The 21,250-nt window shown below is 71.4% G+C and carries 23 protein-coding genes; 14 read left to right on the forward strand and 9 right to left on the reverse strand.

The window, feature by feature from the left end; genetic code table 11:
• Window positions 1–53 precede the first annotated feature (53 nt).
• On the forward strand, window positions 54–737 hold the full coding sequence (locus H4281_RS00725) for an FMN-dependent NADH-azoreductase (protein ID WP_246411230.1): 684 nt from the start codon (window positions 54–56) through the stop codon (window positions 735–737).
• Here H4281_RS00725 and H4281_RS00730 read toward each other — a convergent pair.
• On the reverse strand, window positions 727–3,363 hold the full coding sequence (locus H4281_RS00730) for a glycoside hydrolase family 3 protein (RefSeq protein ID WP_182888892.1): 2,637 nt from the start codon (window positions 3,361–3,363) through the stop codon (window positions 727–729). The genes H4281_RS00725 and H4281_RS00730 overlap by 11 nt on opposite strands.
• 201 nt (window positions 3,364–3,564) lie before the next feature.
• Here H4281_RS00730 and H4281_RS00735 point away from each other — a divergent pair, with 201 nt between their 5' ends.
• From H4281_RS00735 to H4281_RS00745, 3 genes are all read left to right on the forward strand, one after another.
• On the forward strand, window positions 3,565–4,308 hold the full coding sequence (locus tag H4281_RS00735) for a dienelactone hydrolase family protein (RefSeq protein ID WP_182888893.1): 744 nt from the start codon (window positions 3,565–3,567) through the stop codon (window positions 4,306–4,308).
• Between the two features lie 88 nt (window positions 4,309–4,396).
• Window positions 4,397–4,753 (forward strand): hypothetical protein, encoded by a 357-nt coding sequence (locus tag H4281_RS00740; RefSeq protein ID WP_182888894.1) that lies wholly within the window; start codon window positions 4,397–4,399, stop codon window positions 4,751–4,753.
• An 11-nt stretch (window positions 4,754–4,764) separates the two neighbouring features.
• Complete coding sequence (locus tag H4281_RS00745; protein WP_182888895.1) at window positions 4,765–5,409, forward strand: phosphate signaling complex PhoU family protein; 645 nt, start codon at window positions 4,765–4,767, stop codon at window positions 5,407–5,409.
• Here H4281_RS00745 and H4281_RS00750 read toward each other — a convergent pair.
• The 4 genes from H4281_RS00750 to H4281_RS00765 all read right to left on the reverse strand — a co-directional run bounded on the left by H4281_RS00750 (window position 5,321) and on the right by H4281_RS00765 (window position 8,666).
• The gene (locus H4281_RS00750; RefSeq protein ID WP_182888896.1) at window positions 5,321–6,511 is read right to left on the reverse strand and encodes a phosphatase PAP2 family protein; all 1,191 of its coding nucleotides are present in this window, start codon (window positions 6,509–6,511) and stop codon (window positions 5,321–5,323) included. The two genes, H4281_RS00745 and H4281_RS00750, sit on opposite strands and share 89 nt — an antisense overlap.
• A 128-nt stretch (window positions 6,512–6,639) precedes the next feature.
• Window positions 6,640–7,026: a hypothetical protein gene (locus H4281_RS00755; RefSeq protein WP_182888897.1), complete on the reverse strand. Its 387-nt coding sequence runs from the start codon at window positions 7,024–7,026 to the stop codon at window positions 6,640–6,642.
• Window positions 7,023–8,231 carry a putative lipid II flippase FtsW gene (gene ftsW, locus H4281_RS00760; RefSeq protein WP_182888898.1) on the reverse strand — a complete coding sequence of 403 codons (1,209 nt, stop codon included), beginning with the start codon at window positions 8,229–8,231 and terminating at the stop codon, window positions 7,023–7,025. The genes H4281_RS00755 and ftsW overlap by 4 nt, the downstream gene beginning before the upstream one ends.
• 63 nt (window positions 8,232–8,294) lie before the next feature.
• Window positions 8,295–8,666 (reverse strand): winged helix-turn-helix transcriptional regulator, encoded by a 372-nt coding sequence (locus H4281_RS00765; RefSeq protein ID WP_182888899.1) that lies wholly within the window; start codon window positions 8,664–8,666, stop codon window positions 8,295–8,297.
• Between the two features lie 96 nt (window positions 8,667–8,762).
• Here H4281_RS00765 and H4281_RS00770 point away from each other — a divergent pair, with 96 nt between their 5' ends.
• Together H4281_RS00770 and H4281_RS00775 are read left to right on the forward strand one after the other, a co-directional pair.
• Window positions 8,763–9,590, forward strand: a complete 828-nt coding sequence (locus H4281_RS00770; RefSeq protein WP_182888900.1) for an alpha/beta fold hydrolase — start codon at window positions 8,763–8,765, stop codon at window positions 9,588–9,590.
• Window positions 9,581–10,705, forward strand: coding sequence for a hypothetical protein (locus H4281_RS00775; RefSeq protein ID WP_182888901.1), 1,125 nt, complete (start codon window positions 9,581–9,583; stop codon window positions 10,703–10,705). Before H4281_RS00770 ends, H4281_RS00775 begins: the two co-directional genes overlap by 10 nt.
• Here H4281_RS00775 and H4281_RS00780 read toward each other — a convergent pair.
• Window positions 10,630–11,628, reverse strand: coding sequence for a DMT family transporter (locus H4281_RS00780; protein ID WP_182888902.1), 999 nt, complete (start codon window positions 11,626–11,628; stop codon window positions 10,630–10,632). The two genes, H4281_RS00775 and H4281_RS00780, sit on opposite strands and share 76 nt — an antisense overlap.
• A gap of 92 nt (window positions 11,629–11,720) precedes the next feature.
• On the opposite strand from H4281_RS00780, the gene H4281_RS00785 reads away from it, so the two are divergent.
• The 4 genes from H4281_RS00785 (at window position 11,721) to H4281_RS00800 (ending at window position 15,318) form a co-directional block, all read left to right on the forward strand.
• Window positions 11,721–12,611 (forward strand): LysR family transcriptional regulator, encoded by an 891-nt coding sequence (locus H4281_RS00785; protein ID WP_220506639.1) that lies wholly within the window; start codon window positions 11,721–11,723, stop codon window positions 12,609–12,611.
• Window positions 12,612–12,682: 71 nt separating this feature from the next.
• Entirely contained in the window at window positions 12,683–13,996 is a 1,314-nt protein-coding gene (locus H4281_RS00790) for an FAD-binding oxidoreductase (RefSeq protein ID WP_182888904.1), read from the forward strand.
• 48 nt (window positions 13,997–14,044) lie between these two features.
• Entirely contained in the window at window positions 14,045–14,401 is a 357-nt protein-coding gene (fdxA, locus tag H4281_RS00795; protein ID WP_182888905.1) for a ferredoxin, read from the forward strand.
• 236 nt (window positions 14,402–14,637) lie between these two features.
• Window positions 14,638–15,318 carry a helix-turn-helix transcriptional regulator gene (locus H4281_RS00800; protein WP_182888906.1) on the forward strand — a complete coding sequence of 227 codons (681 nt, stop codon included), beginning with the start codon at window positions 14,638–14,640 and terminating at the stop codon, window positions 15,316–15,318.
• A gap of 380 nt (window positions 15,319–15,698) precedes the next feature.
• Here the strand turns inward: H4281_RS00800 and H4281_RS00805 are convergent, their stop codons facing one another.
• Together H4281_RS00805 and H4281_RS00810 are read right to left on the reverse strand one after the other, a co-directional pair.
• Window positions 15,699–16,442: a DUF2249 domain-containing protein gene (locus H4281_RS00805; protein ID WP_182888907.1), complete on the reverse strand. Its 744-nt coding sequence runs from the start codon at window positions 16,440–16,442 to the stop codon at window positions 15,699–15,701.
• Window positions 16,443–16,514: 72 nt separating this feature from the next.
• Window positions 16,515–16,982, reverse strand: a complete 468-nt coding sequence (locus tag H4281_RS00810) for a hypothetical protein (protein WP_182888908.1) — start codon at window positions 16,980–16,982, stop codon at window positions 16,515–16,517.
• A 135-nt stretch (window positions 16,983–17,117) separates the two neighbouring features.
• Between H4281_RS00810 and H4281_RS00815 the strand changes: the two genes are divergently transcribed.
• From H4281_RS00815 to H4281_RS00830, 4 genes are all read left to right on the forward strand, one after another.
• A complete protein-coding gene (locus H4281_RS00815) occupies window positions 17,118–18,116 on the forward strand; it encodes a zinc-binding dehydrogenase (RefSeq protein WP_312872029.1) in 999 nt (332 codons plus the stop codon).
• 71 nt (window positions 18,117–18,187) lie between these two features.
• Window positions 18,188–18,595 (forward strand): RidA family protein, encoded by a 408-nt coding sequence (locus tag H4281_RS00820; protein ID WP_182888909.1) that lies wholly within the window; start codon window positions 18,188–18,190, stop codon window positions 18,593–18,595.
• A gap of 28 nt (window positions 18,596–18,623) precedes the next feature.
• Entirely contained in the window at window positions 18,624–19,478 is an 855-nt protein-coding gene (locus H4281_RS00825) for an MBL fold metallo-hydrolase (protein WP_182888910.1), read from the forward strand.
• Between the two features lie 55 nt (window positions 19,479–19,533).
• Window positions 19,534–20,061: a pyridoxamine 5'-phosphate oxidase family protein gene (locus H4281_RS00830; RefSeq protein WP_182888911.1), complete on the forward strand. Its 528-nt coding sequence runs from the start codon at window positions 19,534–19,536 to the stop codon at window positions 20,059–20,061.
• Between the two features lie 657 nt (window positions 20,062–20,718).
• Here H4281_RS00830 and H4281_RS00835 read toward each other — a convergent pair.
• Window positions 20,719–21,228 (reverse strand): MarR family winged helix-turn-helix transcriptional regulator, encoded by a 510-nt coding sequence (locus tag H4281_RS00835; RefSeq protein ID WP_182888912.1) that lies wholly within the window; start codon window positions 21,226–21,228, stop codon window positions 20,719–20,721.
• Window positions 21,229–21,250: the final 22 nt, after the last annotated feature.

Here is a 21,250-nt window from a genome sequence, read left to right on the forward strand (position 1 = left end):
CGATCCGTCATGGGAGTGCCGGCCCGAGGACCAAGAACGAGGAGAGGAACCGGATGACCGTCATGCTAGCGCCCTTGCTGCACGTCGATTCGAGCGCCGACCGCGAGGCGTCGGTGAGCAGGCGGCTGGGCGCGTTGTTCGCCGACGAGTGGCGGAGAGGCGGCGGAACCGTGCGGCACCGCGACGTGTCCGCCGAACCGGTGCCGCCGCTGCGCGAGGCGTACGCGCGGCTCGGCCGCCGGGTGGAACGCAAGGGAGCGCTGTCGCTGGAAGACATCGCGGCGCTGATCGCCGACGACGAGGAACAGCGCGAATGGGACCTGACACTGCCGCTGGTGAACGAAGTCCGCGAAGCACGTGCTGTGCTGCTCGGGGTGCCGATGTACAACTTCGGCGTGCCCGCGACGCTCAAGGCGTGGATCGACCGGATCAGCTTCCCCGGCGTGTTCGCCGACCCGGAGACCGGCCGGAAACTGCTGGCGGACAAGGACTTTGTGATCGTCAACGCCCGCGGCGGCGGATACGGCCCGGGCACGCCGCGCGAGGCGTTCGAGTTCCAGGAGTCGTATCTGCGTGCCTGCCTCGGCGACAAAGGCGTCGAGCGGCTGACGTTCGTCTCCCAGGAGTTCACCCGGGTCGGCGACGTCCCGGCGCTGGACGGACTCGAGGACCTGGCCGCCGCGTCGCGCGAGGCGGCCAGGTCCCGGGTCGTCGAGCTGGCGCGGGCTATCCGGTGAGGTCGGAGCACTTCCGCGCGTCCGGATCCTTCGCCCCGCCGGGCGACCACCGCACGTTCGCGAACGACGCGGAGAACGGGCCGTCGGTGTAGACGAGGAACGGCGTGTCGATGCTTTCGAAGTCCAGCCCGCTCGCGAAGCAGGACAACGGGATCTTCACGGTCGACTTCTGCCCGGCGGGCAGATCGCCGAACAGTTTCGTCGCGTTGACCTCCGACGAGCACGGGTAGACGCAGTGCAGGCTCACGACCGTCCGGTTCACCGGCGGCGAATGCACGATCACGTCGAACTCGAGCGCGCCGTCGGCGTTGGGATATCCGCGCAGGTCGTCAGTGCCGCCGGGATGCTGCGAATACAGCTGTGCCGCTCCGGTGCCGGTCCACGTCGCCTTCAGGCCGTCGCCCTGGACGTCGACGTCGGCCGGCACCACGGTGATCTCCGGATGCGAAGCAGTGCCGTCCGGACCGATTTCAGTGCCGCCCCAGTTCGACGCCGAACCGATGAAACTCTTGTACGGCGCGACATCCGTGCGGTCGTAGATCGGCAGGTCCTCGGTCGCGGTGCCGCCGCCGTCGTGCGATCCGCAGCGGGCCGGCCCTTCGGTCTCGTCGAGCTTGCCGACCGTGGTCCGCTGGTGCGAGGTGAGGCCGTAGCCGAGCGCGAACAGCGGGTCGTAGCCGGGACTCCACGGGTTGAGCGGCGTCTGGCAGGCGCTCTTCGGCCACGAATAGGACAGCTTGCCGCTGTACCCGCCGCGGTCCTTCCCGCGCACCAGCATGTCCGCGACCCCGCCGCCTTCGGTGCCGGGCAGCCAAGCGGCGACGAACGCGTCGGAACGGTTGAGTTCCTTGTTGACGTACAGCGGGCGGCCGCTGACGTACACAGTCACCACCGGAGTGCCCTTGCCGCTGACTTTGTCCAGCAGCGCAAGGTCTTCCGGATACAGCTTCGCCGCTTCGAGGCTCTTCCGTTGCAGATCGCCGACGCCTTCCGCGTACGGCGTCTCGCCGACAACCGCGATGACGGCGTCGTAACCCTTCGGATCAACGGTGCCAGCGGGATCGAAGGTGACGTTGGCGAGATCCTCCTTGAGCCCGGCGAGGATCGAGGTCGCGCCAGGGAAGTCCGCGTTGGTGTTCCCGGTGCCCTGCCAGGTCAGCGTCCAGCCGCCGGTCTGGTTCTGGATGCTGTCCGCGCTCTTGCCGACCACGAGCACCTTGGCGTTGCGCGCCAAGGGAAGCACGTTGCCGTTGTTCTTCAGCAGCGTCTGCGATTTGCGCACCGCTTCGCGAGCGAGCGCCTTGTCCGTCAACGCGTCCGGCGAACCTGCGTACCAACGCTGCGAAGGCTTGCGCTCCTCGAAAAGCCGGGCGCGCATTTTGACTCGAAGGATCCGGGTGACCGCGTCGTCGATGCGCGACATCGGGATCTCACCGCCGCGCACCTGCGCGACCGTGTTGGCGATGAAGGCTTTCCAGTCGTTCGGGACCATCACGACGTCGATGCCCGCGTTGATCGCGCGCGGGCAGCTGGAGTTGGTGCAGCCGGTCACCTGGCCGATGCCGTTCCAGTCCGACACGACGAGGCCGTCGAAGCCCATCTTGCCCTTGAGGATCTGGTTGAGGACCTTGTCGCTGCCGTGGATCTTGCCCTCGTTGATGCCGAGGTCGGGGTTGGTCCAGCTGTTGAACGACGCCATGACCGTCTGCGCGCCCGCGGCGAGCGCGCCGTAGTAGCCCTGGCCGTGCAGGTTGATCAGGTCCGCTTCGGAAGACGCGTTGACCCCTTGGTCCTGGCCGTTAGTGGTGCCGCCGTCGCCGATGAAGTGCTTGGCGGTGCCGATCACGCCGTTCGGCCCGATCCGCAGCCGCGCCCCGGCCTGCAGGCCGTTCATGGCCTCGTAGCCGTAGGCGCGGGTGATGCGCGGGTCTTCGGAGAAGCCTTCGTAGGTGCGGCCCCAGCGGTCGTCCTGGACGACGGCGAGGGTCGGCGCGAACGCCCAGTCCTGGCCGGTCGCCCGGATCTGCCGCGCGGTGGAGTTCTCGACGTCGCGCACCAGGCACGGGTCGTGCGCCGCGCCGAGCGCGATGTTCTGCGGGAAAACAGTGGAGCCGTACACATTGTTGTTTCCGTGCACGGCATCTATGCCCCAAATTACCGGAATCTTTGCCCTCGTGGCCTTCGCCGCGTCCCAATAGGAATCCGCGAGCTCGAGCCAGTCCTGCCGGCTGGCGTGCTTGTTCCCGCCCGGCCACGAGCCGCCGCCGTTGAGCACCGACCCGATCGAGTACTGGGTCACCTCGGCCGGCGTGATCGCGGCGATCTCGGGCTGGGTCATCTGCCCGACCTTTTCCTCCAGCGACATGCCGGAGACGATCTGTTTGATCCGCCGTTCGTCGGCCGGGTTCTGCGGCATCGCGCTGCGCACCTTCGGCCAGTCTTGCAGCCGGGGCAGCGATTTTTCGATGCGCGCGCAGCCGTTCCGGTCCAGTGCGGGCGGGCCGATGTCCGGCTGGCGCGGGGGAGCGGCCTGGGCGGCTTGGGCGGGAACGAGCCCGCCGAGGAGCACGAGCGCGGCGAGCGCGACCCGGTTCCGGGCGCGCGGGGAACGTGGAGGTCTGGCCATCGACAGTCCGTTCTGCGGAGGGCGGCCCGGAGCGGGCCCGGTGATCCTGACCGGGCAAACCGGACTCCGTCAATCCGCCGACCGCAGTGGTTCAGTCCATTCACCGGACAGGAAACGGGACATTCGCGGGGCGCGGCGGCCTTTCGCCGGACGGGGATAGATTGATCGCGAAGGCACCGATTTCAAGGGAGGACAAAGCGGATGCGCAAGGAAAAGCCAGACGTTCCGGCTGCCGACGGGACCGCGGACGCGTACCTGGCCGTGCCGGACGGCGGGCCGCATCCCGGGGTGCTGCTCTTCCCGGACGCGTTCGGGCTGCGGCCGCGGATCGAGGAGATGGCCGACCGCATCGCCGAGGCGGGCTACGCCGTGCTGGCGCCGAACCTGCTCTACCGCGGCGGCCGGACGCCGCTGGTGGACTTCGCCGCGCTGGAAGACCCGGAGCGCCGCGGCGAGGTCTTCGGCAAGCTGATGCCGCTGATCGAGGCGCTGGACACCGAGGCGATCACCCGCGACGCGGAGAAGTACCTCGACTGGTTCGCCGCGCAGGACGGCGTCGCCGAGGGCCCGGTCGTGATCACCGGCTACTGCATGGGCGGCACGAACGCGCTGCGGGTGATCGAAGCGTTCCCGGACCGGGTCAAGGCGATCGCGTCGTTCCACGGCGGCCGTCTCGCCACCGACCAGCCGGACAGCCCGCACCTGCGGGTCGGCTCGATCAGCGGCGAGGTGTACTTCGGGCACGCCGACCAGGACCCGTCGGCCACCGCCGAGCAGATCAAGACGCTGGAGCACGCCCTCGACGAGGCCGGCGTGACTTACCGGTCGGAGGTCTACGAGGGCGCGTCGCACGGCTTCACGATGTCGGACACGGCCGCGTACCACGCCGACGGCGAGAAACGGCACTGGGAGAACCTGTTCGCGCTCCTGGAGCGGGTGCGCTGACCTGCGGAGGATCAGGGTCCGGCACGCGGGACGCGCTCGCGGCCGGGCCCTGCGCGCGGAATCGGCGGCGGCCGTTTACGCTGGCCGCATGGCCGAAGGTGCGCTGTGCCGCGAACCGGTGGAGCTGACCGGGCGCGAGCGCTCGGTCCTGCGGAGCGTCGCGGTCCGCGGGACGGAGCCCGAGCTGTTCTGCGAACTGGAGGCCGGGCACGGCCACGAGCACGCGACCCCCGTCGGCGGACGCGGCGAAGAACCGCTGATGTGGCTGCGCTGGTGGCCCGGCCGCCGCGTGCTGGAGACCCGCGCGCTGTGCGGCGCGGAGTCCGACGAGGGCGTGTTCTGCCGGGTGCCCGGCGGGCACGAGGGCAGTCACAGCTACGAGCTTGCCGAGCCTGAGGAGGCCTGGCCGCTGGCCGACGCGGGCCTGTTCGCCGGCCGCCGGTAAAGTCGCTCGACATGCGCGAAGGCTTCCAGGACGACCTGAAACAGCTCGACGGGCGTCTGGCGGCGATGGCCGAGGCGGCGGCCGAGGCGATGCGCCGGGCCACCCGGGCGCTGCTGACCATGGACCTGCCGCTGGCCGAGCAGGTGCTCAGCGGCGACGCCGACCTCGACGACCAGCGCGCCTCCTGCGAGGACGAGGCGTATTCGCTGCTCGCCCTGCAAGCCCCGGTGGCCGGCGACCTGCGTGCCGTGCTGGCCGCGGTGTACTGCGCGGAGAAGCTCGAGCGGATGGGCGACCTCGCCGCGCACATCGCGGGGACCGCGCGTCGCGGCCACCCGGAGCCGACCGTTCCCGCCGACCTGGAGGCGGTGTTCGCCGAACTCGGCGAGGTCACCTCGGCGATGGCCGAGCGGCTCGCCGACCTGGTGCACGGCGAGGCCCGCGGCGGCTACGCCGAACTGAGCCGCGCCGACGAGCGCGTGGACGAACTGCACGCCCGCGTGATGGCGACGGTCACCGCTCCGGACTGGACGCAGGACCAGCGGATCGCGGTCGCGCTGAGCCTGCTCACGCGTTTCTACGAGCGTTTCGCCGACCAGGCGGTGTCGGTCGCGAAGCGCCTGGAGTTCGCCGCGACGGGCGATCTCCCGGGCTGACCTCCGGCGGCGGACCGGCCTGCGCCTGGTTCGACGGACGCGGCGGCGGCGAACCCGCGGCGCGGCCTTGCGGCGGACCGGCCGGACGCGGCGGTTGCTGCCGCACCGGACGGGCAGGCGGCTGCGCGGGCGGACGGCCCGGATTCTGCGGCGGTGCGTCGGCGGGACGGGCCTGGGGTTCCGCGGTGCGCATCGGCTGCGAATTCTGCCGCGGACGCGCCGGACGGGGTCGCGGTTCGGCGGTGCGGATCGGCTGCGAATTCTGCCTCCGCGGCGGCGGGCCCGCTGCGACACGGCCTTCCGGCTGCGGATTCCGCGGACGGACCGGGCGACCGCCGGCGTCCCGAGGCGCTGAACCGGCCGGACGGACCGGCCCTCGCTGTGGCAGAGCACCGGCGTCCTCAGGGAGGACCGGCGCGTCGTCGGGACGGCCGCCGCGGGGTCGCCGCGGCTTTTCCTCAGCCGGAGAGAGCACAGTCGCAGGCTCCGCACCGGCCGGCGCGACACCCAGCAACCCGAACGGCACCTTCTCCGAGAACCGCCGCACGAGCCCGGCAGCCGGGCCCAGCGCGTACCGCTGCAACAGCAACGCCATCCCGGCCCCGAGCGCGAGCCCGATCAGCACGTCGTGCGGATAGTGCGCCCCCACGAACACTCGCGAGAAACCCATCGTCGCCGCGAAGGCCGCGAGCCACGGCGCGCCCTTGCGCCAGGCGAAGGCCCCGCCGAGCGCGACCGCGGCCGCGATGGTGGAGTGGTTGCTCGGGAACGACCAGTCGCCCGGCGGCGGGCAGACTCCGACGATCGCCTCCGGCGGGAGCCCCCGGCAGGGCCGCTGCTCGTGCACGAAGGCTTTGATGATCTCGCTGAGCACATAGGCGACCACCGTGGCCGCCGGGACCAGCAGCGCCGCGGCCATCCGTTCGGGCGAGCCGGTTCCGCGCGCCCGCCACCAGAGCCAGGCGAAGAACGGGGCCACGAGGACCAGGCCGTAATGCGTGTACGCCAGCACGAGAGACTGCACCCAGCCCGGCATCGCCAGGCCGAAATGGGTGATCGCGTCGTACGTCTCGCTGCTGGAAGCTCCGGCCGTGGTCGCCATACAACCCCTCTCCGGTCCGCCGGTTCGCCTGGCGGCCATCTCGCGTTCACCCGAAGGTCACGAGCGTACCGAGCGGCGGAGGGGAGTCCGCGACGCCCCGTGAGTCCGCGGGGACTCTCCGGGACGGGTCAGGAGTCGGTGGTGCGCTTGCAGGTCACCGGCTTGCCGGGACCCGGAGCGCTCGCCTTGGCGAGTTCCTTCGTCTTGTCCAGCAGGATCCGGCAGCGCAGCGTCGCGGCGGTCGACGGTGTCGCGGTGACCGAGGCCTCCTGTCCGGCGCTGACCACGACGTCCTGTTTCCACGGCAGCCCGAGCGGACCGGTGAGCTGGTGCGGCGCGACCTTGTCCTCGTAGCGGTTGCCGGACTCGCCGTAGGTGACGCCGGTGGCCGTGGTCTGCTGGTCGGAGGTGACCTCGTACGTGATCGCCCACGACTTGCCGGTCGGGTTGGAGCACGCGGCCAGTCCGGCGAGCGCTACGGCGGCGCAGGTAGCGGAGAGTGCCTTCTTGATCACGCTGGGACTGTACCGGAGCCTTTCTTCCGCGGCCCGGCGAGGAACCTCCGGGCGGCCGGTTCCTCCCGCGCGGCCTGGGCGAGGATGCCGAACTGGAGCATGGTGACCACGAGCGACGTCCCGCCCGCGGACACCAGCGGCAGCGTCACGCCGGTCACCGGCAGGGCGCCCGCGACGTAGCCGATGTTGATCAGCGCCTGCGCCACCAGCAGCAGGGTGGTCGTCCCGGCGACGAGCCGCACCCACGGATCGGCGACTCGCGCCGCGGTGCGCAGGCCGACCACCGCGAGGCAGCCGAACAGGCCCAGCACCAGCAGGCAGCCGGCGAACCCGAGTTCCTCGCCGACGAGCGCGAACACGAAGTCGTTCTGGACGTCCGGCAGATAGCTCCACTTCGCCGCGCCTCGGCCGAGCCCGACCCCGAACCAGCCGCCGTCGGCGAGCGCGTATTGCGCCTGCTGTGCCTGGTAGCCGCTGCCGCTCGCGTCGGGATTCGGCGAAAGAAAAGAAAGGATGCGCGCGAGCCGATAACTGGCGAAAAGGGCGAGTACGACGATTCCGGCGACCCCGCCGGCGAGAATGGCGGCGAACAACCGCTTCGGCGCGTCGGCGAACCACAGCAAGCCCAAGGCGATCAGCGCGAGCGTGACCGTTCCGCTGAGATTCGGCTGGGCCAGCAGCAGCGCGCACAACCCGAGCGTCACCGGGATCAGCGGCACCAGCAGATGCCGCCAATGGTGCAGCACCTTCTGTTTCGACACGAGCAGATGCGCGCCCCAGAACACCAGCGCGACCTTCGCGATTTCCACTGGCTGCAAGGTGATCGGCCCGGCGGAGAGCCAGCGTTGCGCGCCGCCGTGGTCGGAACCCAGCGGAGTCAGCACCAGCAGCAGCAGCACGACGGCGGCGGCGAGCGCCGGGGTAGCGGCCTTGCGCAGCCGGGAAAACGGGATGCGCAGGCCGAGCACGAAGGCGACCGCGCCGAGTGCGACGAACATCAGATGCCGGAAAAAGGCTTGGTACACCCCGGTTCCGACGGCCGGGTTGGCCGCGGCGGCCGAGGACGACAGCGCCATCACCGCGCCGAGCAGCGTCAGCAGCGCCCAAATCGCGACGATGATCCGGAACGACGCGAGCGGATGCGCGAAGAACTGCCCGATTGCGTGCCGTGCGGGTTTGCTGTCCCGTTCGGTTGGCGACTCCACGGGGGAAGAGTGTGTGCTGTTTTCGCTTCGCGGTGGCTGACCGACTCGCCTGTGTGCGGAAAATTACCGCTCCGATTTTTGATTGGCCTCGTCGACCTCGGCCATGTGCTCTTCCGCCCACGTGCGCAATACCGCGAGTGCGGATTCCAGCGACGTGCCCAGTGCGGTGAGCCGGTAATGCACCCGGGGCGGCACTGTGTCCTCGACCCGCCGTGTGACGAGGCCGTCCCGGACGAGGCTTTGCAGCGTCACCGAGAGCATTTTCTGCGACACCCCGGGGATGCGGCGGCGAAGATTGGCGAAGCGCACCTCGTCCGGCGCGGCCTCGGCGAGGATCTTGACTGTCATCGACGTCCACTTCGTTCCGATCCGGTCGAGCAGCCGCCGCGTCGGGCAGGCCGGATCGAACAGATCGCCGCGGGCGGAGGGGGTCACCTCGGGCTCACCACCTGTCGGGAAAGTGCCGTCTTGGCGGCGCTTCTGTAGTTACCTACCGTGTGCTGGTAACCAATGGTAACCACAGGAGGTCCGATGAGCGCGGTGCGGCAGGTCGAAGCGAACGGGGTGCGGCTGAACGTCGCCGTCGCCGGGAGCGGTCCGGCGCTGGTGCTGCTGCACGGATTTCCGCACACCTGGCAGCTGTGGAACAAGCTCGTCCCGGCCCTCGCCGAGCGGTACCGGGTGATCGCGCCGGACCTCCGCGGCCTGGGCGCGAGCAGCCGTCCGGACCGCGGCTTCGACGCCGGGACGATCGCTGCCGACATCGCGGGCCTGCTTGATGCGCTGGGGGAGGCGGACGCCGAGGCAGTGGCGATCGACCTGGCGGTGTCGAGCGCGTTGCTGCTGGCGCTGCGGCAGCCGGAGCGAGTCCGTCGCCTGGTGCTGATGGAGTCGCTGCCCTGGGGATTCCCGGCCGGCCCGCCGTGGTGGTTCGGCTTCCACGCCGTGCCGGGGCTGGCCGAGACCGTCCTTGACGGACACGAGGCGGAGTACGTTCGCTGGTTCCTCGACCAGGGCACGCTCGGTCGCGGCGTGCCGGCGGAAATCGAAGCGGCCTTCGCCGAGGCGTACACCGGCACCGATGCGCTCCGCTGCGCCTTCGAGTACTACCGGGCGATGCCGGAAAGCGCCCGGCAGCTGACCGCGGCGGCGGAGAAGCGGCTGACCGTGCCGACGATGACGATCGGCGCGAACCCCGTCGGCGGCGCGCTGGAGCAGCAGCTCCGCCCGATCGCCGACGACCTCGCCGGCCACGTGCTGCCGGATTGCGGGCACCTGGTCCCGCTGGACCGTCCGCGCGAGTTCCTCGATCTGCTGCTGCCGTTCCTGTCCCGGGAGATACTGGCCGGGTGTCGTTGACGTCCGAGCTGGCCGACCCGCGCGGGAAACTCGCGCGCTGGTGCGCCCGCGTCTTCACCGGCACGACCGCGGCCGCGCGCCGGGTCGAGGAGGCGGCGAACGGCGTGCGCCCGATCCGTCCGGCGCTCGCGCGTCCGCCCCGGGAGCACTGGGCCGAGATCGGCGGTGCGTTCGGCCAGCGGATCGCGGACCTCGTGCAGCCCGCGCCGCCGTACTACGCGCTGCTCGGCATGGTCCGGGCGCAGTGGGGCAGCGGCCCTTGGGCGCACGCGCAAGCCGCCGAGTACCCGACGCACGACGAGCTTCCGCCGGAATACCGGGCGCGGGCGCTCGGCATCCGTCCGGCCGCGGCGACCTGGCTCGACCTCGGCGACGGGCTGCCGGACGGCGGGGCGCTCCCGGGCGCGGAGGAGCTGTGGGGCGAACTGCTGGGACGCGCTCGCCGCTACCAGGCGCAGCACGCCCCGCCCGGCGCGCTCGGCGGACCGGGCGCGGAGGCCGGACTGGCCCGGACGAACTGGGTGCTGTCGGCGTGCGAGGACATCTACCGCTCCGGCCGCATCGACCCCCGGCTGGCCCGGGTCGTCGACGGCGGCGGCACGATCGCGGACCTGCGCGCGCTGCCCTCCGGCGCACAGGTCGCCGAACTGGCAGAGCTCGCGAAACGCTTGCACGACAACGGTGCGCTGTGGGAACTGCGGCGGCTCGGCGGCGCTCCGCCGGAGGGCTGTCCGCTCGGGATCGCCGGGCCGACCATCGTGCCCGGCTGGGCGGACGGCGATCTCCTGCTCGGGAAGCTCGACCCCGAAGCGGGGATCGCCGACGGCACCCTGCTGGACGTGAAGACCGTGCTGACCGTCGGTGATCCGGACCGGGCCGGACGCTGGCTGTGGCAGATCCTGCTGTACGCCTGGCTCGACGTCGCCGACCTGTACCGGATCCGCGAGGTCGGACTCCTCCTCGGACGGCACGGCAAGCTGGTCTGCTGGCCGGTCGACGAGCTGGCCGCGGACCTGCTCGGCGGGGACGGCCTGGTCGATCACCGCCGCGACGAGTTCAGGGACATGGCGCGCGGCCTGCTCGACTCGGCCGGGCTGAGCTTGGCCGACGGCTGAACCGCGGGCTTCTTCCCCGCGCCGCGGCCGGCGAAGCACACCGCGCCGAGCACGATCACGCAGCCGGCGAGCTGCAGCGCGCCCGGCCGTTCGCTCAGCAGCAGGAAGCCGAACGCGACCGCGCCGACCGGCTGCAGCAGCATCATCGTCGCGCCGGTCGAGGCCGCCAGCCGCGGCAGCGCCCCGGCGATCAGCAGCCAGCCGACGACCTGGCCGACGAGGGCCAGCGCGGCGAACCAGCCGAGCGAAGGCAGGCTGGGCGTCAGGTCGAGGCGGCCGAACGGCAGTCCGAGCACGACCGAGACGAAGCCTGCCGACACGGTGGCCAGCGACAGCGAGCGGACCTGCGTCGCGGGGGTGCTGCTGAGCCGGAGCAACAGCAGGTACCCCGAGTAGCCCGCTCCCGCGGCGAGCGCGAAAACCATGCCCAGCACCGGGTTCGAGCCGGTCATCGACGAACCGAACACGCCGCCGGCGAGCACGATCCCGCCGATCAGCGTCGGCGCGACGAACGTGAACCGCGGGTCCGGCCGCTCCTTGAGGAAGACGAACGCCAGCAGCGGCACGATCACCACCTGCACCGAAAGCAGCATGGTCGCGACGCCCGCGCCGACGCGCGGGATCGCCTCGCCCCACAGGACGAAGTCGAGCCCGAGGCCGAGCCCGGCCAGCAGCGGCAGCAGGATCTTCGCGCGCACGCGGGTCCGCCGCGCCTCGCTGAACGCCAGGATCGCGAGCAGCGGCAGCGCGAGGGCGCAGCGCCAGAACGCGCTGGTCGCCCCGCTGGCCCCGGAAACCTTGATGAGCACCGAGGTCAGCGCGATGCAGAGGCAGCCCGCCGCGGCGAGCAGCCGCGGGTCGGCGCGGCCGGTGAGCGCGGCGATCGGGCCCGCGGCGGGCAACGGGGCGGATTCGGTGGTCATGCCTTCTATGGTGGGGGCGCTAACTATCAAGGACAAGTGAATGTTCCTGCGGAAAATCCGGTAGCATTACTACCGTGTTCAGTGTGGATCGGATGCGCGCCCTGCACGCGGTCGCGCAGCACGGCTCGGTCGCCCGCGCGGCGGCCGCGCTGCACGTCACGCCGTCCGGGGTGTCGCAGCAGCTGGCGAAACTGGAACGGGAAGCGGGGCTCGCGCTTTTGGAGCCGCGCGGCCGGACCGTGCGGCTCACGCGCGCCGGGCAGGTTCTGGTCGGGCACGCCGAACGCGTGCTGGCTCAGCTGGCCGAAGCGCGCACCGATCTCGAGCGGCTGCGCGAGGATGTCTTCGGGCCGTTGCGGATCGGGTCGATCGCGACGTGCGTGCACGCCCTGCTGCCGCCCGCGCTCGCCGTGCTCACCGAACAGCACCCGCGGCTGAACGTGACGCTGGGCGAGGGCGAAGCCGAACAGACCCTGCCGAAGGTGCTCGCCGGGGACCTCGACGTAGCGGTGTTCGAAAGCTGGGCGGACCGGCCGACGGTGGTGCCTGCGGGAATCACGCAGGTCACGCTGTTCTCCGACGTCGCCGATCTCGCGCTGCCCGCCGGGCACCGGCTCGCGCACCGCCGCACGGTCGACCTCTCCGAGGTGGACGACGTGTCGTGGATCAGCTGGACCGGGCGTTCCGGCTGCTATGAATGGCTCGTGCACGTGCTCCGTTCGCAGGAGCTGGAACCGCGGATCAGTTGCACCATCGGGAGTTACGTGACGCAGCTGGCGCTCGTCGCGGGCAACGTCGGCGCCGCGCTCGTCCCGCGGCTCGCCCGCGGCCCGGTGCCGGACGGCGTCCGGATGCTCGCGACGCGGCCGGTCCTCAACCGCACGATCATCGCCGCCTGCCGCTCCGGCGAGGAGACGCACGGCGGGGTCCGGGCGGCGCTCGAAGCGCTCGGCGAGGCGTCGGCGGCTTATGTGAATCACTAATCTTGTTGCGGGGCTGCCTTTTCCGGCCGGTTCGGCCCTAGAGTCGGAATCGACGAGCAGGGGAGCCGCCCATGAATTCCGAGGATGCCGCCCGTGCCTTGCGGGCTCGACTGCCTGCCGAGCAGGTGCACACGTCCGGCCCTCAGTACGAATCGACGGCGGCGGTCTGGAACGCCGCCGTCGCCGCGCGTCCGGCGGTGGTGGTGGAATGCCGGAGCACGGCGGACGTCCAGGCCTCGGTGCGTGCCGCGCGCGAGCTGGGCTTGCCGCTGTCCGTGCGGAGCGGCGGCCATGACTGGGCCGGACGCGCTCTTGCCGACGGCGGGATCACGCTCGATCTGCGTCCGATGAACCGCGTCGCCGTCGATGCCGGGCGACGCGCCGCGGTGATCGGCGGCGGGGCCAGGGCCAACGATGTGCTTGCGGGCGCGGAGGCGCACGGCCTCACCGCCGCCGTCGGCACGATCGGCACGGTCGGATTCGCCGGCCTCGCGCTCGGCGGCGGATACGGTCCCTTCCTGGGCAAATACGGGCTGGCCGCGGACAATCTGCTGGGCGCCGAGATCGTCCTCGCGGACGGTGAGGTCGTGCTCGCCAACGCTTCGCGCCTGCCGGACCTGTGGTGGGCCCTGCGGGGCGGCGGCGGAAATTTCGGCGTGGTGACCGCGCTCGGCGTGCGCCTGCACGAGACACCGCAGATCACGACCGGCCCAGTCTGGTACCCGGCGTCGGATTCCGCGCGGGTTTTCGCCGCGGTGGCCGAAATACAGGCTGATGCGCCAGACGAACTCACCGTGCAGAGCGGCATCCTCGCCGGCGCCGACGGCTCGCTGTGCGTGCTGGTCTGGCCAACCTGGTGCGGCCCCGCCGATCCCGACGGCTTCCTCGCCCGCCTCGGACCGCCGCTCGCTTCACAAATCGAAACGGTCTCCTCCTATGCGGCAGAGATCGCCCGCCGGGACGCGATGTTCCCCGACGGCCGCTCGGTCACCATCCGTACCAGGTCGCTTCGGTCGTTCACACCGGAGGCCGTGCCGGTGCTGGCTTCGGCCGCGGCAGCCCGGACCTCGCCGCTCTCCGGCCTGTCGATCCACCACTTCCACGGCTTGGCCTCGCGGGTTCCGGTGGCGGAGACGGCGTTTCCGCTGCGGGAGGACCACCTGATGGTCGAGATCCTCGGCTTGGGCGAGGGCAACGACGACCGAGCCTGGGCGGATGCCGCCTCGGCGGCGCTGGCTCCCCATGCGTCGCCCACCGCGTACGCGAACCTGCTGGGACCGGACGTCCCTTCGGCGAACGTCTTCGGCCCCAACTCGGGCCGGCTGCGCGACATCAAACACCGCTACGACCCGGACGGAGTTTTCCGCGCCATCCCGCTGGGCTGACCTTTTTACCGAGTAGATTGGTGAAAAGGCGGCGGAAGGAGGCGGGCCGTGGCGTATGTGATCGCGGAGCCGTGCGTGGACGTGATGGACCGGGCGTGCGTGGACGAATGCCCGGTGGACTGCATCTACGTCGGCGAACGCTCGCTCTACATCCATCCGGACGAGTGCGTCGACTGCGGTGCCTGCGAACCGGTGTGCCCGGTCGAAGCGATCTATTACGAGGACGACCTCCCGGACCGCTGGCGGATCTATGCCGAGGACAACGCCCGGTTCTTCAGCGAAACCCTCCCCGGGCGGGATGCACCCCTGGACTCTCCTGGCGGTGCGGTGAAGCTGGGTGACCTTGGGGTGGATACGCCGCTGGTCTCGGGGCTGCCGCGGCCGGAGATTCCCTCGCGGCAATAGTTTCGCCGCGACGCGCCCTTGGCCGGCCCCGGTGGTGAAGCCCGGTGATCGTGGGGCTGCCGCTGCCGGAGGCGGCCGCGCGGCAGCAGTTCGCCGCGATGAGCCCTCGGCGGTCCTGGCGGTGCCGCGAAACTTGGCGATCTCGGCGCGGACCCGCCGCCGGCCGCGGGCAGCCGAGGCCGGACTTGCCCACGCAGCAGTAGTTTGTCCTAGTCGGCTCGGTTAAACTGGTCCCCATGAGCGAGCAGACGCTGACCGATCCGCCCGCCTCCCGCGCGCTGGGCGAAAGCCGCGCCCGGGTGCTGGCCGCGCTGCGGTCGGCGGGCAGCCCGGTCGCGGTGCAGGACGTCGCCGAGCAGGTGGGCTTGCACGCCAACACCGCGCGGTTCCACCTGGACGGCCTCGTCGGATCCGGCCTCGCCGAACGCCGCGCGGAAGACCGCACCCGCCCCGGTCGTCCGCGGACGGTCTACGTCGCGATCGCCGAGGAAGCGGCCGAGGGACGGCGCAGCTACCGGCTGCTCGCGGAAATGCTGACCGGCTTGATCGCGGAGAACGTGGCCGACCCGGGCAAAGCCGCGGAATCCGCCGGTGAAGCGTGGGGCCGGTACCTGGCCGACCGCCCGCCGCCGACCCGGCTGGTCGACGAAGCCGAGGGGATCCGGCGACTGTCCACTGTGCTGAGCGGCGCCGGTTTCGCCCCGGAGCCGGGCGGCGACGTGATCCGGTTGCGGCACTGCCCGTTCCGCGAGATCGCGGAGGAACGCCGGGACGTGGTGTGCGGCCTGCATCTTGGGCTGATGCGCGGGGTGCTGGACGAGGTGCGCGCACCGTTGACCGCCGAGCGGTTGGAGCCGTTTGTCGAGCCTTCGTTGTGCCTGGCGCACTTGAGGCCGACTGGCAAACGCCGCCGCTGACGGTCGCCGGTCCGACTGGGATGTCTCTCGGCCTGCCAGAACGGCGGTTTCCCGCGCTGGCTGTCGTGCGCTCGCCGCTTGCCGGTTCGGTCGGCTGCCCGCGTGAGTCCGGGAGCGCGGATTCGCGGCGGCAAAGAAGTTCCGTCCGCGAAGCGCCGTGGCCGGACGAGCGTTTCTCATGCACCGCAAGCCGGTTCGCAGCAGGCGGACGAGCGCGGCGACGCAGATTCACGACGGCCGAAGGAATTTTGCCCGCGAAGGCCAGCGGTCCGACGAGCCTTCCCAGGGACGCGAGCAAGCCGGTCCGCGGCGGCCGGGGCGGGGGGAGACCGGCCGCCGCGGGGAGGCGCGCCGAAGGGGAGTCGGCGCGGGTATCGGGGTCAGGCCGGGACCGCGGCGCGGCCGATCCGGACCCGCCACTTCTCCGGCCCGGATTCCGCGTACTCCCACGTGAAATCCTCGCCGTGGGCGGCGGTGAACTCGCGGCGCAGCGGCTTCGGATCGTGGTTGTTGACGAGCACGAACGACTCCCCGGGCGCGAGCCGCGCGTAGCGGCCGAAGATGCGCGGATGCCGGGTGCCGTGCGGGATTTCGCGGACGTCGAGGACTTCCGCTCGGTCCAGTTCGCCGCCGTCGAGGAGCGTGCGGAGATCGTTGGCCAGTACGGGGACGTCGGCGCCGGGGAGGTCGGCCAGCGCGGGCAGCAGGACGCTGGTCTCGGCGTCCAGGTAAGCGCCGAGGAGCGCGTCCAATGCCTGCGCGGCATGGCTGATCCGGGCCGAGGTGCCGGATTCCCGCAGCTCTTCGACGGTGCGGAGCACGGAGCCCTGGATCCGCCGCAAGGCGCGGACCAGCAGGCGCGTCGCGGGGGCGCCGGCGGCGGTCGCGTTGAGGACGCGGTCGGCGGCGGACAGGTACTCGGTCAGCCGGCCCGACGCGAACTCGATCAGCCGGGCGTTGGCCTCCTCTCGGGCGCTGCCGTCGAGCTGGAGTTCTGTGACCATGGCGGCTTTTTCCCGGTATTCGGCCAGCACCCGGCCGGATTCGGCGCGGAGGGCTTCGCCGGCGCGGAACACGGGGTCGGTGCTGGTGCCGCTGATGCACACCTCGGACGAGCCGGTCACGGGAACCTCCCGGAAAGAGTATTTACGAGGATAATAGTGCAAAATCGCGGGATCGCCGGCGTGACGTGGGACTCAGGCCGGCCCGATCCTCGCGAGGACGAGCCCGGCCGGGATGCTGACGAGCAGCAGCACGACGAGTGCCTGGAAACCGTGCCGCACCCACCGCCTGCGACCGTCCGGCGAATCGCCGCGCACGCCGAGAACCAGCCGTGCCAGGCCGACTGCCAGAAGCGCGCCGCCGATGTCCGCCAGGGGAGTCGTGTCGGAGAGCGTTCCGCCCAGTACGGCGGCATTTCCGAGATTCCAAGCCGCGATCTGGGCGAAGACGAGCCGGCTGGCCGGCGGTTCCGGGGCGAGCAAGGCCTGCCCGATCCCGAGGCCGAGCTGGGCGATCCCGCCGACCAGGACCAGGTACGCGACCGCCCAAGCGCCGTGCGGGGTCGGATGCGGGGCGATGACCGCGGACGCCAGGCCGCCGGCGATTGCGCACCCGAGGCCGAGCACGGCGAACGGGGCCGCGGCGGCGGTGCGAGGAGTCATATATCCAAATTAGTCTAGTGAAAAAGATCAGCTCGGACTGGTCGGCGTACCGGCGTCCGGAGCGGAAAATTCCCTGCTGTGACGGGATTCGCGCCAGCTCGGCCGGGGGCGGGCCCGGCTGTTAGGTTCGCGGACGTGACAACAAAAGCGATGCGGGCAGTGGTGCACGAAGGCGCGGCGGGAGCCGGCGGAGTGCGGGTCGCGGAGGTTCCGGCGCCGCGACCGGGTCCGGGCGAAGTACTGGTCCGGCTGAAGGCGGCCGGGCTGAACCACCGGGACCTGTTCGTCGTGGACAGTCGCGGTCCGGCTGACCCCTGGACCGTGCTGGGCTCGGACGGTGCCGGAGTGGTCGCCGCGGCCGGCGCGGAAACGACCGTCGAGGTCGGGGCCGAGGTCGTCGTCAACCCGTCCCTCGACTGGGCCGAGCCGGACGCGGTGCCGGAGGTTCCCGCGATTCTCGGAGTGCCGGCGAACGGCACGCTGGCCGAGTACGTCGTCGTCCCGGCGGGCAACGTCGTGCCGAAACCCGCGCACCTGAGCTGGACTGAAGCTGCCGCCCTCCCGTTGGCCGCGCTCACCGCGTACCGGGCGCTGTTCACCCGCGGCGGCCTCGCCGCCGGGGAACACGTGCTGCTGCCGGGTATCGGCAGCGGAGTCGCGACGTTCGCCCTCGCGATGGCGAAAGCCGCGGGCGCGACGGTGAGCGTCACCTCGCGCAGCCCCGAAAAGCTCGCCAGGGCAACGGAACTGGGTGCCGACCGCACGATCGGCAGCAGCGGAGACTGGGCGGCCGAACTCGGCGAACCGGTGGACTTGGTCGTGGACAGCATCGGCTCGGCGACCTTCGACGCGTGCCTCTCCGTGCTCCGCTCCGGCGGCCGGATGGTGACGCTCGGCGCGACCACCGGTCCGGACGTCGAGCTGTCGCTGCGCGATCTTTTCTTCCGGCAGATCAGCCTGCTGGGGACGTCGATGGGCAGCGCGCGGGAGTTCTCGCAGATGGTCGCGCTGGTGGCGGAACACCGGGTGCGGCCGGTGGTGCACCACGTCTACGACCTGGCCGACGGCCCGCGCGCGCTGGCCGAACTGGCGTCGGGGGACCAGTTCGGCAAGCTGGTGGTCGCGATCGCCTGAGCGCGGCCGTCGATTTTTTGTCGGTGCTTCGTGGTGAACTGTGGACACGAACCCAGGGAGGGGAACACCTGATGAGCAAGCGCTGGAATCCCGAGACTGTCGCGGCCCCGGTCGGCCGCTACAGCCACCTCGCGCAGATTCCCGCCGATCACGAACTGGTCGTGGTGGCCGGGCAGATCGGCGCGCGACCGGACGGCACACTCGCCGGGCCGGACGCGGAAGCACAGACGCGCGAGGCACTGGCGAACATCGAACGCGTGCTCGCCGCGGCAGGCGCCGGGCCGGAACACCTGGTGAAGGTGTTCAGCATGGTCGCCGGCACCGGGCATCTGCCCGGTTTCCGCGCCGCGACCGGCGACGTGTTCAGCCGGTGGTTCCCGGGGAGCGACTGGCCGACGCAGTCGCTGATCGTGGTGTCCGCGCTGGCGAAACCGGAGCTGGCCGTGGAAATCGAGGCGATGGCCGCGGTGCCCCGATGATCCGGTCCCCCGAACGACAGGACGCCCGATGACCATCACGCTCGGGTCGCTGCGGATCGACCCGGTGACCGAACTGGACCACTGGCCCTTCGCCGCCGCCGAGTTGTTCCCCGGCGTCACGCCCGAACAGCTGGGGGAGCACCGCGGCGACCTCGACCTGTCGATCACCACGTACCTGGTGCGCACTCCGGACCAGACCGTGCTTCTCGACGCCGGGAACGGCAACGCGAAGGAACGCCCGGTCCTGCTGGCACACCACCAGTTCGACACGCCGTATCTGGATCGCTTGGCCGCGGTGGGCGTCATGCCGGAGGACGTCGACGTCGTCGTGGCGACCCACCTCCACCCAGACCACTGCGGCGGCTTCACCCAGCTGGTCGACGGTTCGTGGGACCCCACCTTCCCGCGTGCCCGCTACCTGATCCCGGCCGAGGAATACGGCTGGCTGCAAGAGGTGCACGCCGCAGCACCCGACGGCGGGGCAGCGGCCGACCTGGCGAGGACGTTCGAAGACAGCGTCCTTCCGGTCGTCGAGGCAGGCTTGGCCGAACTGATCGACCTCCCGTACGAGGTGACCGACGGCATCACTCTGCGCGCCCTGCCCGGCCACACCGCCGCCCACCTGATCGCCGAGCTCAGCGGCGGCGGTCAGCACGCCTTGGCGAGCGGAGATGTGCTGCACCACCCGTTCCAGTTCGCGGACCTGACACTGGCCCAAGGCGGCGACTCCGACCCCGCCGCCGCCGCGGAGTCCCGGCGGACCCTGTGCGAACTGGCCGTCGAACGAGACGCCCTGCTCCTGCCCGCACACTTCGGGGCCGGACGAATCGAGCGAGACGGCGACGGTTTCCGCTACCGCCCCGGCTCGTCCGGAGGTGCCTGACCCCTCTGCTCGCGGGGCCGTGTCGATTCGAGGCCGCCCCGTTCGACGCATGGGCATGACTGACTACGAACCGACCTTGACCCGGAACCTCGACCGCTACGGGAACGCCCCGCTGCCCTGGAGCCGTGCCCGCGATGTTCTAGCCGCTGACACCCCGACCGCCGACCTGACGTTCTTCGTCGCGACCGTCCGTCCAGACGGCCGTCCCCACTCGGCGGGCGTAGGCGCGGTCTGGGTGGACGACGCCCTGTATTTCGTCGGCGGCCCGGGCACCCGCCGTTCGCGGAACCTCGCGGCGAACCCGGCGTGCAGCATTTCGGTACGCCTGCGCGGCCTCGACCTGGTTCTCGAGGGCGATGCCCATCGAGTCACGGACCCGGACACCGTGGCGCGCCTGGCCGAGGTCTACCGCTCCGGCGGCTGGCCAGCGACGGCGTCCGGCGACGCGCTGACGGCACCGTTCAGCGCGCCGAGCGCGGGGCCGCCGCCGTGGCACCTCTACCGGCTCACCCTGCGACGCGCGGTGGGTGTCGCTTCGGCGGAACCGCATGGAGCGACTGCCTGGGAGTTCGCCGGGGCTTGAGCGCGTGGCCCGGTTTCGCTCCGGGCCGTGGCGGAGCTTGCTGTCTCGAGTTCGCGAGCGCCGCTGCGGTTCGCCGCGGGACGGGCCGTCGTGGGGGCTGGGTGTTGCCGCGTGCGGGGGTTTGGCGGACGCCGAGCCGTCGTGGGGCTGGGCGTTGCCGCGTGCGGGGGTTTGGCGGACACCGGGCCGTCGTGGGGCTGGGCGTTGCCGCGCGCGGGACGACTGGCGGGCGGCGAGGTTGCGCGCGGCGGCGTCGGCTGGTGCCGTGTGCGGAGCCTGGTGGGTGCGCGCCGCCACGCTGAGGCAGCTCATGTCGGCTTTGACCCTGGTGTGGGCAGGAGCTTCACACGGAGCACCGGCGAGGTTGGCCATAGCGGCTGGCAGCCGTGAGCGAGGAGCCTGCCGGCCGCCGAAGTCTGCGGTGCGGAGTCGGCTGCCGCTGCGTTTGGTGCATCCGCAGGACGCTGAGGCGTGCTGTGGCGGAATGGCTGCTGTTGCGGAGGGGAGGACTGCCGGGCGAGGAGGTGTGCTGTGGGGGAATGGCTGCTCCCGCGGGCGGGGAGCCTGCCGGGCGGCGAGGTGCGCCGTGGCGAGGACGCCCCGGCCTCCCGGTGCCTGATCGGCGAGGCCGGGGCAGCCAGGCGGCGCCGGAGCCGGTCAAGCCCGCCCGTCCGGCCCTTCCCAGTCCAGCAGCAGTTCCCGCAGGTCGGCATTCATCCGGTCCTGTTCCGCGTGCGACAAAACACCCAGCAGCCGCGCCTCGGTCTGGGTCTTCATCCCGAACACCTCCTGCGCCCGTGCCAGCCCTTCGTCGGTGAGGCTGACCAGGATCTGCCGCCGGTCGTCGGGAGCGATGTCGCGGCGGACCCAGCCCTTGCGTTCGAGTCCGGCGACGCGTTTGGTGACCCCGCCGGACGTCAGGCGCATGCTGTCCAGCAGCTGCCCGGCCGAAAGGCGGTACGGGGGACCGGCTCGTTTGAGGGCGCCGAGCAGCTCCACTTCCCACAGGCCGACCCCGAAGGCGTCGAATTCGCGGCGCAGTTCCGTTTCCAGCAGCCGGGCGGCGCGCAGCAGACGGAAGCTCAGCGCCTTGCTGACCCGGTCTTCCGCGCGCACGCCGGTGATCTGCGCCATGACTCCGTCGACGTGGTCCCGCTCCGCTGGCATGGGCGAGTATTCTAACACCAGT

It is taken from the genome of Amycolatopsis dendrobii (assembly GCF_014145675.1).
GTDB lineage: Bacteria > Actinomycetota > Actinomycetes > Mycobacteriales > Pseudonocardiaceae > Amycolatopsis > Amycolatopsis dendrobii.

What these genes read in the sequence shown, in the direction of transcription:
- H4281_RS00725 (WP_246411230.1), top strand. Translation starts at nt 54, where the DNA reads ATGACCGTCATGCTAGCGCCCTTGCTGCACGTCGATTCGAGCGCCGAC.
- H4281_RS00730 (WP_182888892.1), bottom strand. Translation starts at nt 3,363, where the DNA reads ATGGCCAGACCTCCACGTTCCCCGCGCGCCCGGAACCGGGTCGCGCTC.
- H4281_RS00735 (WP_182888893.1), top strand. Translation starts at nt 3,565, where the DNA reads ATGCGCAAGGAAAAGCCAGACGTTCCGGCTGCCGACGGGACCGCGGAC.
- H4281_RS00740 (WP_182888894.1), top strand. Translation starts at nt 4,397, where the DNA reads ATGGCCGAAGGTGCGCTGTGCCGCGAACCGGTGGAGCTGACCGGGCGC.
- H4281_RS00745 (WP_182888895.1), top strand. Translation starts at nt 4,765, where the DNA reads ATGCGCGAAGGCTTCCAGGACGACCTGAAACAGCTCGACGGGCGTCTG.
- H4281_RS00750 (WP_182888896.1), bottom strand. Translation starts at nt 6,511, where the DNA reads ATGGCGACCACGGCCGGAGCTTCCAGCAGCGAGACGTACGACGCGATC.
- H4281_RS00770 (WP_182888900.1), top strand. Translation starts at nt 8,763, where the DNA reads ATGAGCGCGGTGCGGCAGGTCGAAGCGAACGGGGTGCGGCTGAACGTC.
- H4281_RS00780 (WP_182888902.1), bottom strand. Translation starts at nt 11,628, where the DNA reads ATGACCACCGAATCCGCCCCGTTGCCCGCCGCGGGCCCGATCGCCGCG.
- H4281_RS00785 (WP_220506639.1), top strand. Translation starts at nt 11,721, where the DNA reads ATGCGCGCCCTGCACGCGGTCGCGCAGCACGGCTCGGTCGCCCGCGCG.
- H4281_RS00790 (WP_182888904.1), top strand. Translation starts at nt 12,683, where the DNA reads ATGAATTCCGAGGATGCCGCCCGTGCCTTGCGGGCTCGACTGCCTGCC.
- H4281_RS00800 (WP_182888906.1), top strand. Translation starts at nt 14,638, where the DNA reads ATGAGCGAGCAGACGCTGACCGATCCGCCCGCCTCCCGCGCGCTGGGC.
- H4281_RS00810 (WP_182888908.1), bottom strand. Translation starts at nt 16,982, where the DNA reads ATGACTCCTCGCACCGCCGCCGCGGCCCCGTTCGCCGTGCTCGGCCTC.
- H4281_RS00820 (WP_182888909.1), top strand. Translation starts at nt 18,188, where the DNA reads ATGAGCAAGCGCTGGAATCCCGAGACTGTCGCGGCCCCGGTCGGCCGC.
- H4281_RS00825 (WP_182888910.1), top strand. Translation starts at nt 18,624, where the DNA reads ATGACCATCACGCTCGGGTCGCTGCGGATCGACCCGGTGACCGAACTG.
- H4281_RS00830 (WP_182888911.1), top strand. Translation starts at nt 19,534, where the DNA reads ATGACTGACTACGAACCGACCTTGACCCGGAACCTCGACCGCTACGGG.
- H4281_RS00835 (WP_182888912.1), bottom strand. Translation starts at nt 21,228, where the DNA reads ATGCCAGCGGAGCGGGACCACGTCGACGGAGTCATGGCGCAGATCACC.